Source organism: uncultured Mycobacterium sp., assembly GCF_964249325.1.
Classification (GTDB): domain Bacteria; phylum Actinomycetota; class Actinomycetes; order Mycobacteriales; family Mycobacteriaceae; genus Mycobacterium.
This window is the reverse complement of the sequence record NZ_CAXUCH010000032.1, coordinates 1-12,823: the sequence shown is the minus strand read 5'-3', so window position 1 is coordinate 12,823 and position 12,823 is coordinate 1. Positions and strand designations below refer to the sequence as shown.

The following is a 12,823-nucleotide window of genomic DNA, read 5'->3' as shown; positions in this document are numbered from 1 at the left end:
CCCCGCCAGGCTAGCCATTCTCGCCGACACGCACGCGTCTGCACTGTAGCTGGATCACCCGGGCCGGCTCGTCCGGCGTGACACACGGCTTTACCCGACGACCGAGGTCGAATACCACGAGCGTCCGCTTGCGCGCCCGCCGAATGTCCAGTGGAAACCAATATCCCGGACGTGATGTCCCCCAGCCACGACCTCTGCCGGTCAGCCAACTCATCGGCCGGGCATCGACACGCCGAATGGCCTGGTATGCAATGTGTTTCGAGCCAGCCCACGGAAAGTAGTAGCGCCGGATGGTCACCCCGTGTTCGTCGAGCATGAGACCACCATCGTCGTACAACACGCCACTCACGGTAGCCACCCTACTGCGGACGCTGGGGGTTTATCGGGGCGCGCTCGGCGCCGATTGCCGACCGAAAAGGGCAAGAAGCCGATCGCTTGCCGTGGCGGTGGCCGTTACTGCCACCGGCTCGGCCAACAAATGCCCCGCTACGGCGGCATGGGCAAGTGGTGGTGATACTGCCAGCAGAGCCGAAGCAAGATCAGCGGGAATGGGGCGCTCGACCCTGCACGCTTGGGCGATGTCCCAGGCATGCAAAACCATTTCGATTGCTGCAACATAGACAACGATGTTGGCCGGAAGGTATCGGTCCCAGATCGCACACCACCGGCCGGCGATCGGTAGCGATGTCGATGCGAGCAACAGGTCGACGATCCCAGTCCGCAGCCGGGCGACCGGATCGACGCCGGCTTCGGGCTTCGGGTAGGACCCGCCGCTGCTATCAACCTCTCTCACCGCGAGCACGTCGGCGACTTCCTCTAACGAGGTACGAACATGGTCCAACAGACCGCGCAGGTCCCAGTCCTGGCAGGGCGTGGGTGCCGAGAGCTGGCCGTCGCGGACCAAAAGCAGGCTCTGGAAGAGGTAACGGGTCGCCTCGGCCAGTACAGACAGTTCATCGGTGGCGGACACGGTCCTCACCTCATGTATGCCCTGCAGGTGGTGAGCCGGCGACTCGGGAAACGTGTCGGGCAGGCCGAACGCTGCGACCACCATTGGGTCGTTGAACGCAACGATGCGCGCAATGCGACCGTCGGCGAGCGAGAGCACATCGAGGCCGCTGGCCCGAAAAGACCCGTCCGGCGCGCGCTTGTACATAGCAAACGCGGGAGCGCCATTAGCCCGGGTGTAGGTGAGCCGCCATTGATCCGGCGTATGCAGCACCACCCTGGCCAAGAATCCGCACACCGCATCCCGTCCGGTGAACCACGTTGGAATGGGCGGCATTTCGAGGTCGACATCGGCGCGGAGCAACTCGGCCAGTTCGTCGATGTCGGCGTGTTCGAACGCCGCCATGTAGCGGTCGAGCAACTCACGCACTGCGGGTTCGGTCGGTTCGGCGAGCTCATCCAGGATCGGGCGGGCCTGTTCCAACTGCGAACGGGCCCGTTGCAGTGCGCTGTTCACGGCGGCCGTGGAGGTGTCTAGCATCTCGGCGACTTCTCTGGCCTGCCAACCCAGCACGTCGCGCAACACCAGAACAGCGCGCTGGAGGGGCGACAGGTGTTGCAGTGCAGCGACAAACGCTAAGCGAACGGTGCTGCGGTGGGAAGCGACCACGGCGGGATCGTCGGTGGCACCGTAGAGCAGGTTGTCCGGGGCGGGTTGCAGCCATGGGATGTCGGATGCTGGTGCGGCGAGCGTCTCTGCCCCACTGCCGGCCGGTGCGTTGAGTCCCGAAGGGAGAGGACGACGTCTCCGCGTCTGCAGCGCGGTCAGATAAGTGTTCGTCGCAATCTTGTAGAGCCACAATCGAACCGAGGAACGGCCCTCGAACCCTTCATACGACCGCCACGCGCGCAGGTAGGTGTCCTGCACCAGGTCTTCGCAGTGGTCAACGGACCCGAGCATGCGGTAGCAGTACGCCAGCAGTTCAGGCCGATACTGCTCGGTGAGCTGGGCGAAATCATCGGCGCTAGTGACTGCCATTACTCGCACCCTCCATGTGGTATCGGGCGTTTCCCTCGCCTGCTGTCAGGTTTCCCTGCGCCGTGGCCGCGGGTCGTTGGGGTCGCGCTTGCCCGGCTCCGGGTCTTCCCACCACTGCGATGGCTCATCGCCGTAGGCGTCGTGCCAGTTCCACCACACGTATGGCGGGGTCTGTGGGTAGCCTTCCGGCGAATCCTCCCAATCTTCTTGGCGTCCCAGGGCGGTCATGTCCAGGTAACTCCACGTGTTGCCGAGCACCTCGTCGCCGCGGCCATTGATGAAATACGTGCGGAACACCCGTTCGCCGTCGCGGATGAACGCGTTGGTGCCGTGCCACTCGTCCACTCCGAAGTCCTTGTCGAAGTCATCGGTGATGGTGTACCACGGCATCTGCCAGCCCATCTGCGCCTTGAGTCGCGCGATGTCAGGCTGGGGCGCCCGGGAGGCGAATACCAGGGTGGTGTTGCGGGCGTTCAGGTGAGCAAGGTGGCCGACATGGTCGGCGATCATCGAGCAGCCGCGACAGGCGTGTTCGGGCCAGCCGTCCACCCCGGCTCGAAGAACGCCCGGTAGACGATCAGCTGGCGGCGGCCGTCGAACAGGTCCAGCAGGCTGGCCCTGCCGTTGGGTCCGTCAAATTGGTAGGCCTTGTCTACTGCCAGCCACGGCATGCGACGGCGTTGGGTAGCCAGCGCATCGCGGGCGCGGAATACCTCCTTCTCCGTTACCAGCAATTGCTGACGCGCGGTCTCCCATTCCTGTGCCGACACAATCGGGGGTGTCTTCATGATGATCGTCGCCTTCCCTGTGTTTCAACGGTTTTAACGTCATGCGAGCTTCTGCAGCCCGGTGCCGGTCAGGAGATAGCCAGGCGCAACTGCGGCGGCATCCGTCCGCACGAGTTCGACGACGCCGGCACCGGCTGTCTCCGGGCTGAGTGGTTCGCCGAACTGCTTGACGTATTCGTCCTCGGACTGGCCATTGCGCGCCGCGTATGCCTGAACGGCCGGGCGGCCGAGTTCGGTTAGCGGTGTGATGCGGGGCATCAGGGCGGTGAAGCTGATGCCGAGATCACCGCGATTCGCTTCGTCTTGTGCATAGCCGGTGATGAAGCGCTGGGTGGCCTTGGCGCCGGCATACCCGCCGCTGAGCGGTGATCCGGCCAGCGCTGCGCCGCTGCTGATTACGACCACTCTGCTGTCGGGCCGCAGCGGTTTGAGCAATGCCTCGCGCAGCCAATGGAACGCAATCCGCACGTCGGTGTTCCAGTTCGCGGAGAAAGTTTCCCACGTGTGGTGCTGCAGGGGACGCATCAGCGGGTTCGCCCCGGCCACCAGAATGAGGATTTCCGGATCGTAGCGGTCCAGAAGGCTGCCTGGCAGCGACGCGTCAGCGGCATCGGCGATCAGGGGTTCGATGGTGCCGGCGCCGAGGGCCGGTTTGGGAAACGTCGTTGGGCTGCGGGAGATTGTGATCACAGTTGCGCCGGCGTCGGCCAGGGAGGTCGCAATCCCGCGGCCCAGTCCGCGGCTTGCGCCGACGACGACGGCGGTCTTGCCGGATAAGTCGGTCATGCTGTCCTCGTGTCTTTTCCGGGCCTGGGGCCTTAGTCGCCGGCGGCGACGGGCGCTGCTGGTGCGAGCAGTTCGGCGTATTGGCGCTCGAGGGCCTTGGCCGCGCCGGTGCGCCAGCTCGACGCAATGGATTGCGAAATCGGATCGGGGAAGATGTCCTCGTCGGCTTCCAAGCCGTCGAACACGGCTGCCGCGACAGACTGTGGCGTTGCTTTCGGTATGTCGAGGCCGCGCGTCATATCGGTGTCGGTCGGACCGGTCAGGATCGCGTGAACCCGCACACCGTGGTGACTCAACAACGCGCGCAGCGACTGGGTGAGGTTGAACGCAGCCGCCTTGGAGATCGAGTACGCCGGGATGAGCGGCAACGGCGCCAACGCATTGACCGACAAATTGTTGACGATCGCGCCCCGCGATCGAGTGATCAGCGGCAGGAAGGCCTTGGTCATGTCATAGATGCCGAAAAAGTTGACCGCCAAGTGCTGTTCAAGCATCGAGCGATCGCTCAGGTCGTCATAGAGCGCTACGCCGGCGTTGTTGATGAGCACATCCAAATCGCCGACTCTTGCCACGGCGCGCTGAATCTGCTGCGGGTCGGTCACATCCACGGCCAACGGCTCGATCCGCGGATCCGAGAATTCCGCCGGGCGGCGGATACCGGCATAGACGCGCGTCGCACCTCTGCGCGCCGCTTCCTCGGCCAGGGCCCGCCCGATTCCGCGGCCGGCGCCTGTGACGAGCACCGTCTTGCCCACGATGGTTGCCACGATTTGTCTCCCTCTCAAAACGAAGAAAGTCCCCGCGGGATGCGAGGACATGGGCCCATGACGGCCCAGCGCGATCGGAGGTGTTTTCGGGCTGCGATCGCGTCATGTATTTAGACCCGGCTCGGCAGCCAAACTCATCGCACCCGCTTTCGGCGGTACGGCACGACGTGGCAGTGAAGGACTAGTGCTGCGGCCGGCGGTTCAGTGACCGCGCCACCATGATCAATGCGAACACGATGATGGATCCGATAATGGCCACCCCAATCCGCACCGGCATCGCATCGGAAGCCGGCGTGATCCCCGCGGCCCGGGCGGCGGCACCTGCGTTGTCGCTAGCGGTATCGGGCTTCGGTGCTACCAGCGCGGGATCCGGCTCGATGAGCGTGCCGACCCGGGTGCCCGGCGCGGTGGCGAAGCCATAGTCCAGCAGATGCGCTGCCTGCTGCCACGGCGCGATCGGCTGGCGGGTGCCGTGCAGCAGAACCGCCACCAGCCGGCGCCCGTCCCGGTTGGCCGCACCGACGAAGGTCTGGCCGGCGTCGTCGGTGTAGCCGGTCTTGCCACCCAGCGCGCCCGGATAGTTGTAGAGCAGCTGATTGTCGTTTTCCAGCTGGTAGCCCGGGTGATCGCCGTGGCCCGGGAAGTCGAAGGTCCGGGTCGCGACGATGTCGGCGAATGTCGGGTTCTGCCAGGCGTAGCGGTAGAACAGGCCGATGTCGTAGGCCGAGGTGCTCATTCCGGGCCCATCGAGCCCCGAAGGTGTGGCGACGCGGGTGTCGCGCCCGCCGAGTTTGCCCGCCAGCGCGTTGATCTTCTCCAGCGCGGTCTGCATACCACCGAGCTGCACGGCCAGCGCGTGCGCCGCGTCGTTGCCGGAATGCATCAGCAGCCCATGCAGCAACTGGTTGACGGTGTAGCGTCCGCCGGGCGCGACGCCGACTTTGGTGCCCTCGGCGGCGGCGTCCTCCGGAGTACCGTCGACGGTCTTGTTGAGGTTGAGCTCGTTGATCGAGGCCATGGCTACCAGCACTTTGATGACGCTGGCTGGCCGGTGGCGGCCATGCGGATCGCGGGCGGCGATCACCGCGCCGCTGTCGAGGTCGGTGACGAGCCAGGCCTCGGCGGAGATGTCGCCGGGGACCGGCGGGGTATCCGGCGCAGTGACGACGCCGCAGCCGCCCAGCGCATTACCCCCGACCGGCGAGCTGGGCACCGGCAGCGGCGCCGGCGGATCTCCGGCCCTGGGAACCTCCGAGGAGTCAACCGCGGGTGGGGTAGAGACCTTGTACCGGCAGGTGTCCGTGCCAGCCGCCGCTCCGGCATTGGGCTCGGCGGCCGCGATGGGCAGGCCCAGCACCGTAGGCGCCAGAAAAAGCGCAGCTGCCAGGCATGACGCGGATCGTACGAAGGCCATCGTCTGAGCAGACTAGGCGATCAGCGGCGGAATTGGGCGGAGCTGTGGCTAGTGTTGCTTAAGTGACAGGCTGAGGATGGTTACAACGCTTCGGTCAACACGCTGCGCAAAATGGCTTCGATCTCGTCGAACTCGCCCTGGCCGCTGACCAGCGGCGGCGCCACCTGGATCGCCGGATCACCGCGGTCGTCAATGCGGCAATACAGCCCGGCTTCGAAGAACGCCGAGGACATTCGGGGCAACAGCTGTCGTCGCTCGTCGGCGGTGAAGGTTTGCCGACTCGTTTTGTCTTTGACTAGTTCGATGGCGTAGAAATAGCCCTCCCCGCGGACGTCGCCAACGATCGGCAGGTCGTAAAGCTTTTCCAGCGTGGCGCGCAGCGTGGGAGCGTTGTGCTTGACGCGGTCGTTGAGGCCCTCGCGTTCGAAGATGTCGAGGTTGGCCAGCGCGACCGCCGCCGACACCGGGTGCCCGCCGAACGTGTAGCCGTGCGGAAACATCGTGGTGCCGTCGTTGAACGGTTCGAACAACCGGTCGCTGGCGATCATGGCGCCGATCGGCGAGTACCCCGACGTCAGGCCCTTCGCGCAGGTGATCATGTCGGGCACGTAACCGAAGTCGTCACAGGCGAACATCGAGCCGATGCGCCCGTAGGCGCAGATCACTTCGTCGGAGACAAGCAGCACGTCGTAGTCGTCGCAGATCTCGCGGACCCGTTCGAAGTAGCCGGGCGGCGGCGGGATGCAGCCGCCGGCGTTTTGCACCGGCTCTAAGAACACCGCGGCAACGGTATCGGGCCCTTCGAACTCGATGGCTTCGGCGATCCGGTCGGCGGCCCACCGGCCGAAGGCCTTGACGTCGGTGTGCATCGATTCGGGTGCGCGGTAGAAGTTCGTGTTGGGCACCTTCACCGCACCCGGCGTCAACGGCTCGAAGGGCGCCTGGTACTTGGGAACACCGGTAAGCGCCAGCGCACCCTGCGGGGTGCCGTGGTAGGCGACGGCCCGCGAAATCACCTTGTATTTGGCCGGTTGCCCGGTGAGCTTGAAGTACTGCTTGGCCAGCTTCCACGCGGTTTCCACAGCCTCGCCACCGCCGCTGGTGAAAAACACCCGATTGAGATCGCCCGGTGCGTATCCCGCGAGACGCTCGGCGAGCTCGACGGCCGGCGGGGTGGCATACGACCACAGCGGAAAATAGGCAAGTGTGCGGGCCTGCCGCGCAGCGGTCTCGGCCAGTTCTTCGCGGCCATGCCCGACCTGCACGACGAACAGCGCCGAGAGGGCGTCCAGGTAGCTTTTGCCGCGGTCGTCCCAAATGGTGACGCCGTCGCCGCGAGTGATGACGGGTGGGGTAATGCCCGCGCCGTGCCGGGCGAAATGGCCCCACAGGTGACGGTTCGCCTTCGCAGAGAGGTCCGAGGTCATCCCCGCGAACGTTACGCTCGGGTCGTGACTTCGGTTCAGCAGGTGGACGAGTTCGAAGCGTTACGCCCGCATCTGCTGGCGGTCGCCTACCGGCTGACCGGGACGGTGGCCGACGCCGAAGACATCGTCCAGGAGGCGTGGCTGCGCTGGAACGCTAGCGACAACCCGGACATCCGCGACCTGCGTGCCTGGCTGACCACAGTGGTAAGCCGGCTGGCCCTTGACCGGTTGCGGTCGGCGGTGCACCGGCGGGAAACCTATGTGGGCCAATGGCTTCCAGAGCCGATAGTGACCGGTTTCGACGATGCCGATCCGCTGTCGACGGTGGTCGCCAACGAGGACGCTCGCTACGCGGCGATGGTCGTGCTGGAGCGCCTCAGCCCCGCTCAACGGGTGGCGTTCGTGCTGCACGACGGGTTCGGGGTGCCATTCGCCGATGTTGCGAATGTGCTGGGCACCCGGGAGACCGCGGCCCGTCAGCTGGCGTCTCGGGCCAGGCGAGCCGTGGCCACCGAGCCGCCGCCGCAACGCGATCCGACCCACGACGAAGTGGTCGGGCGGCTGATGGCCGCCATGGCCGCCGGTGACTTGGAGGCGGTGGTGTCGCTGCTGCACCCGGACGTGACGTTCAGCGGCGATTCGAATGGCAAGGCGCCGACGGCGGTTCAGGTCATTCACGGCGCCGACAAGGTTGCCCGGTTCGTCTTCGGCCTGGCGCGACGCTACGGGCCAGCGTTCTTCACAGCGAACCAGCCGGCCCGCGTCAACGGCGAATTGGGGGTCTTCACGGCAGGCGCTCCGGGCGGCGACGGGTATCGGGAGATGCTGCCGCGTATCCTCGCGATCACCGTGTGCGACGGAAAGGTCTGCGCCCTGTGGGATATCGCGAACCCGGATAAGTTCACCGGCTCACCGTTGCGAGGTCGGTGAGCGTGCGTCGAGCCTGTAACTACCGTGGTCGCTACTCGCACCCTCGCACGCCAGCTACAGGTTCGCGCCCTTGTCCGCCCACGGAACCCGGCACGCGTCACCGGAATTGAAGCCCTGCTCGGTGATGCCCAGCGCCGAATACATCCGCGCCCGCATGTTCTCCACGCCGATCTGGTACGTCAGCTCGATCACCCCGGCATCGCCGAAACGAGCCCGCAAATCGGCGACCTGCTCATCGGTGACCGAATGCGGGTCGGTGGTCATCGCGTCGGCGTAGGCGATCGCGGCCCGCTCGTCGTCGGTGTAGCGCGGTGAGGTGGCGTAGTTGTCGATGTCCTTCAGCCGTTCGACATCAAGGCCCTCAAGGCGCTGCAGCATGGACCCAAAGTCCACGCACCACGAACAACCGATCGTGCGCGCGGTCCAAAACACCGCCAGCTCACGCACACTGGGCGGCAGCTTGCGCGATCCACGCTCCAGCGCGGTCTCGTGGACCGCATTGGCAAACAGCAGCCCGGGATGGTGGGCGACGACGGTGAACGGCTCGGGGACCTCGCCGAATCGGCGCTTGGCGTAGCGGTAGGCGGCGCGGACCCACAGCCGGGCCTTCTTCGGTGGCAATGGTTCGATGCGAGTTTTCTGTGTCATACCCCTCAGACGAGGCGGCCCACGAAAGTGTGACGAGCTGGTCAGCCGTGGGTGAGAGCCGCGACGACGTGTCCGAACATCGTGTTCTTGATTGCCCCCAGGGTGCCTTGGTCCTTGCCGTCGAGCGCCTTGAGCATCTCGACGGCCGCAGCCGTGACGGCGCCCTCCGGCGCGGTGGCGTCGACGATGCCGATCGCCTCGGCGTCCGTGCCGCCGAACCGGCGCCCCGTCGTCATCGAGGCCACCGCGGCCTGCGGCGTGAGCTTGGCCTGAATCAGCGCCGCCATCCCGGGCGTGAACGGGATGCGGATGTCGACTTCGGGGAAGCAAAAGAAGCCGCGGTCGGCGCGCATGACATGAAAGTCGTGCGCCAGTGCCAGCATGGCGCCTGCGCCGAACGCATGCCCGCGCAATGCCGCCGCAGTCGGTACGGGCAGCGTCAACACACGGGCGAGCAATCCCTGCACGCGGTTGACATACCACTGCGTCTGATCGCCGTGCGCCATCAACCAGTCCAGGTCGAGTCCGTTGGTGTAGAACTTGCCGCCGGCTGTCGTGACGAGGCCTTGTGCGCCGCCGACCACGTCGTCGAGGTGGGCCTCGAACTCCTCGAGAAAGTCTGGCGAGAACCGGTTTTCGTCGTCGCCGAGCTCCAGCACGGCGATCTTGCCGTCATAGCCGAGGTTCATCCTGGCCTCCTTTTTTGCTTTACGGGAGATGGTCCGACGTTGAGCACCGCCAGCACGGCTGCGCGCAGGTGCTCGACGGCAGTCGGGCTGTGAATCCTGTTGCGCTGCAACAGAATGCTCGTCGGAAGGTCGACGATGCAGGTGGTGATCACGTCCACCGCCGCGGCGTCTTTACGGTCCCATACGGCGGTCGCCAGCCCGACCATCAACTCGACGAGCTCGGCCTGCGTTTCAGCCACTTCGCTCGCCACTTCGCGGCGAATACCCTCGCCGATCAGCTCCTCACGGTGCATTGCCAACAGCACCGATGACGACTGCGGGTACTGCTCGGCGAAAACGGCCGGCGCCTCCGCCGCGGCCACCACGGCGTCACGCGGGCTCAGTGACCCGTCGACCAGAGCCCGTTGCGTCGCAAGGAACCGGCGCGCGGCACGCAGCCACGTGCGGGCCAACAACTCGGCCCGGGAGCCGAACGTGTGGTAGATCGCGCCGTTGGACACCCCGGCCGCTGCAGCAACCGAGCGGATTGTCACCGCGGAGGTTCCGGCCTCGGCCGCCAGCGATTCGGCGGCATCGAGCATCCGGTCGACGTCGTGGACTCGTGGGCGCGGCATGTCGCCGACTATAACAGAGCATCCGCTCTGTTATAGTCGGCGGGCTCGGCATAGCTAGCGCGCGAACATCAGCGCGCGCTTGACCTCCTGGATCGCCTTGGTCACCTCGATGCCGCGTGGGCAGGCCTCGGTGCAGTTGAACGTCGTGCGGCAGCGCCACACCCCGTCGGCGTCGTTGAGGATGTCGAGGCGCTCGGCGGCGGCCTCGTCGCGGCTGTCGAAGATGAAGCGGTGGGCGTTGACGATCGCCGCCGGGCCGAAGTAGCTGCCCTCGTGCCAAAACACCGGGCAGCTGGTCGTGCACGCCGCGCACAGGATGCATTTGGTGGTGTCGTCGTAGCGGGCGCGGTCGGCCTGGCTTTGGATGCGTTCCCGCGTTGGTGGATTACCGCTGGTGACGAGATACGGCTTGACCGCGCGGTAGGCCTCGAAGAACGGCTCCATGTCGACGACGAGATCCTTTTCTACCGGCAGCCCGCGGATCGGCTCGACGGAGATGGTCAGCTGCTTGCCCGGTTTTTTCGGCAGCAGGTCGCGCATCAGCACCTTGCAGGCCAGCCGGTTGACCCCGTTGATTCGCATCGCATCCGAGCCGCATACCCCGTGCGCACAGGAGCGCCGAAACGTCAGCGTGCCGTCCAGGTAGCTCTTGATGTAGATCAGCAGGTTCAGCAGCCGGTCGCTGGGCAGGCACGGCACCCGGAAGCTCTGCCAGCCGCCCGAATCGACGTACTGGTTCGGGTTTTCGGGGTTGAAGCGGGCGATCTTGACAATGACCATCACCGCGCCCTCGGGGACCGGCGGCAGTGGCGGGTCGCCTGATTGTCCGGTCTCAGTCAAAGCCATCAGTACTTCCGTTCTTTGGGCTCGTAGCGGGTCTGCACCACGGGCTTGAAATCCAGCCGGATATCAGACAGCAGATCGCTGCCTTGCTTGTAGGCCATGGTGTGGCGCATGTAGTTGGTGTCGTCGCGGCCGGGGTAGTCCTCGCGGGCATGCCCGCCGCGGGATTCCTTGCGGTTCAACGCGCCGACCACGGTCACCTCGGCCAGTTCCAGCAGGAATCCGAGCTCGATGGCTTCCAGCAGATCACTGTTGAAGCGTTTCCCCTTGTCGTGCAAGGCTATTCGGGAATAGCGCTCCTTCAAAGCATGGATGTCGGTCAGCGCCTGCTTGAGCGTCTCCTCCGTGCGGAATACCGCGGCGTTGTTGTCCATCGTCTGCTGCAGGGCGCCGCGGATGTCGGCCACGCGTTCGTTGCCGTGCTCGGAGAGGATGTTGGCGACCCAGCCGACCACCATCGCCTCCGGCTGCGGCGGCAACTCGACAAAGTCGTGACCCCGTGCGTAATTGGCCGCGGCGATCCCGGCGCGGCGGCCAAAGACGTTGATATCCAACAGCGAATTGGTGCCCAGCCGGTTGGCGCCGTGCACCGACACGCATGCGCATTCACCCGCGGCATACAGGCCCGGCACCGTTGTGGTGTTGTCCCGCAGCACCTGCCCGGTAACCGTCGTAGGGATGCCGCCCATCAGGTAGTGGCACGTCGGGTAGACCGGCACCAGCTCGTTGACCGGGTCCACCCCCAGATAGGTGCGCGCGAATTCGGTGATGTCGGGCAGCTTGGCTGCCAGTACGTCGGCGCCGAGGTGGCGCACGTCGATGTAGACGTAGTCCTTGTGCGGGCCGGCGCCGCGGCCCTCGAGTACTTCACGCACCATTGAGCGGGCCACGATGTCGCGCGGCGCCAAATCGACGATCGTCGGCGCGTAGCGCTCCATGAACCGCTCGCCCTCGCCGTTGAGCAGCCGGCCACCCTCGCCGCGAACGGCTTCGGAGATCAGAATCCCCAGCCCGGCCAAGCCGGTCGGATGGAACTGGTGAAACTCCATGTCCTCCAACGGAAGTCCCTTGCGAAACACAATCCCGATGCCGTCGCCAGTCAAGGTATGCGCATTGGAGGTGGTCTTGTAGATCCGGCCCGACCCGCCGGTTGCGATCACGACGGCCTTGGCGTGGAAGACGTGGATGTCGCCGGTGGCCAGTTCGTAGGCGATCACCCCGGTGGCCACGGGGCCGCCGCGCGTCTGGGTCAGCGCCAGGTCGAGAACATAGAACTCGTTGAAGAACTGCACATCGTGCTTGACGCAGTTCTGGTACAGCGTCTGCAGAATCATGTGGCCGGTGCGGTCGGCCGCATAACAGGACCGGCGCACCGGGGCCTTGCCGTGGTCACGGGTGTGCCCGCCGAAGCGGCGCTGGTCGATGCGGCCCTCGGGGGTGCGGTTGAACGGCATCCCCATCTTCTCGAGGTCGAGCACCGCGTCGATGGCCTCGCGGCACATGATCTCCACAGCGTCTTGGTCGCACAGGTAGTCGCCGCCCTTGACGGTGTCGAAGGTGTGCCATTCCCAGTTATCTTCTTCGACATTGGCCAGCGCCGCGCACATCCCGCCCTGGGCGGCGCCGGTGTGGCTGCGGGTGGGGTACAGCTTGGTCAGCACGGCGGTGCGCACGCGGGGTGCGGCCTCGACCGCGGCCCGCATGCCGGCGCCACCGGCGCCGACGATCACCACGTCGTAACGATGCTGGTGGATCATGAGACGGTCGGGTCGAAGGTCAGCAAGACATAGGTGCCCAGCACCAGGGTGAATACCATCGACACCGCCAGCAGGCTGTTGAGCCAGAAGCGAGTGGAGTCCTTGCGGCTGTAGTCGCCGATGATGGTGCGCAGCCCGTTGCCGCCGTGCAGTTGTGCCAGCCACAACAGCAG

The 12,823-nt window shown here is 65.7% G+C and carries 11 protein-coding genes and 3 pseudogenes; 1 reads left to right on the top strand and 13 read right to left on the bottom strand.

Annotated features, from left to right (window positions below):
- Positions 1-10 precede the first annotated feature (10 nt).
- The 7 genes and pseudogenes from ACFE99_RS06705 to ACFE99_RS06675 form a co-directional block, all read right to left on the bottom strand.
- A complete protein-coding gene (locus ACFE99_RS06705; protein WP_375483623.1) occupies positions 11-349 on the bottom strand; it encodes a hypothetical protein in 339 nt (112 codons plus the stop codon).
- 30 nt (positions 350-379) lie between these two features.
- Complete coding sequence (locus tag ACFE99_RS06700) at positions 380-1,987, bottom strand: RNA polymerase subunit sigma-70 (protein WP_375483621.1); 1,608 nt, start codon at positions 1,985-1,987, stop codon at positions 380-382.
- A gap of 45 nt (positions 1,988-2,032) precedes the next feature.
- Positions 2,033-2,775 (bottom strand): annotated as a pseudogene (locus tag ACFE99_RS06695) (DUF899 domain-containing protein).
- Between the two features lie 39 nt (positions 2,776-2,814).
- A complete protein-coding gene (locus tag ACFE99_RS06690) occupies positions 2,815-3,561 on the bottom strand; it encodes an SDR family NAD(P)-dependent oxidoreductase (RefSeq protein ID WP_375483618.1) in 747 nt (248 codons plus the stop codon).
- Positions 3,562-3,593: 32 nt separating this feature from the next.
- Positions 3,594-4,328, bottom strand: coding sequence for an SDR family NAD(P)-dependent oxidoreductase (locus ACFE99_RS06685; protein ID WP_375483616.1), 735 nt, complete (start codon positions 4,326-4,328; stop codon positions 3,594-3,596).
- A 181-nt stretch (positions 4,329-4,509) separates the two neighbouring features.
- Positions 4,510-5,742 (bottom strand): D-alanyl-D-alanine carboxypeptidase family protein, encoded by a 1,233-nt coding sequence (locus ACFE99_RS06680; protein ID WP_375483614.1) that lies wholly within the window; start codon positions 5,740-5,742, stop codon positions 4,510-4,512.
- A gap of 80 nt (positions 5,743-5,822) precedes the next feature.
- Complete coding sequence (locus ACFE99_RS06675; protein ID WP_375483612.1) at positions 5,823-7,169, bottom strand: aspartate aminotransferase family protein; 1,347 nt, start codon at positions 7,167-7,169, stop codon at positions 5,823-5,825.
- 24 nt (positions 7,170-7,193) lie between these two features.
- Here ACFE99_RS06675 and ACFE99_RS06670 point away from each other — a divergent pair, with 24 nt between their 5' ends.
- Positions 7,194-8,099, top strand: a complete 906-nt coding sequence (locus tag ACFE99_RS06670; RefSeq protein ID WP_375483610.1) for a sigma-70 family RNA polymerase sigma factor — start codon at positions 7,194-7,196, stop codon at positions 8,097-8,099.
- Positions 8,100-8,153: 54 nt separating this feature from the next.
- Here the strand turns inward: ACFE99_RS06670 and ACFE99_RS06665 are convergent.
- The 6 genes and pseudogenes from ACFE99_RS06665 to ACFE99_RS06640 form a co-directional block, all read right to left on the bottom strand.
- A pseudogene (locus tag ACFE99_RS06665) lies at positions 8,154-8,789 on the bottom strand (carboxymuconolactone decarboxylase family protein); the annotation flags it as partial.
- A complete protein-coding gene (locus ACFE99_RS06660; protein WP_375483608.1) occupies positions 8,789-9,436 on the bottom strand; it encodes an enoyl-CoA hydratase-related protein in 648 nt (215 codons plus the stop codon). The gene ACFE99_RS06660 and the pseudogene ACFE99_RS06665, both read right to left, overlap by 1 nt.
- The gene (locus ACFE99_RS06655; protein WP_375483606.1) at positions 9,433-10,050 is read right to left on the bottom strand and encodes a TetR/AcrR family transcriptional regulator; all 618 of its coding nucleotides are present in this window, start codon (positions 10,048-10,050) and stop codon (positions 9,433-9,435) included. Before ACFE99_RS06655 ends, ACFE99_RS06660 begins: the two co-directional genes overlap by 4 nt.
- 54 nt (positions 10,051-10,104) lie before the next feature.
- Complete coding sequence (locus ACFE99_RS06650) at positions 10,105-10,896, bottom strand: succinate dehydrogenase iron-sulfur subunit (protein ID WP_375483604.1); 792 nt, start codon at positions 10,894-10,896, stop codon at positions 10,105-10,107.
- On the bottom strand, positions 10,896-12,650 hold the full coding sequence (sdhA, locus tag ACFE99_RS06645; protein WP_375483602.1) for a succinate dehydrogenase flavoprotein subunit: 1,755 nt from the start codon (positions 12,648-12,650) through the stop codon (positions 10,896-10,898). Before sdhA ends, ACFE99_RS06650 begins: the two co-directional genes overlap by 1 nt.
- A pseudogene (locus ACFE99_RS06640) lies at positions 12,647-12,823 on the bottom strand (succinate dehydrogenase); the annotation flags it as partial. The pseudogene ACFE99_RS06640 and the gene sdhA, both read right to left, overlap by 4 nt.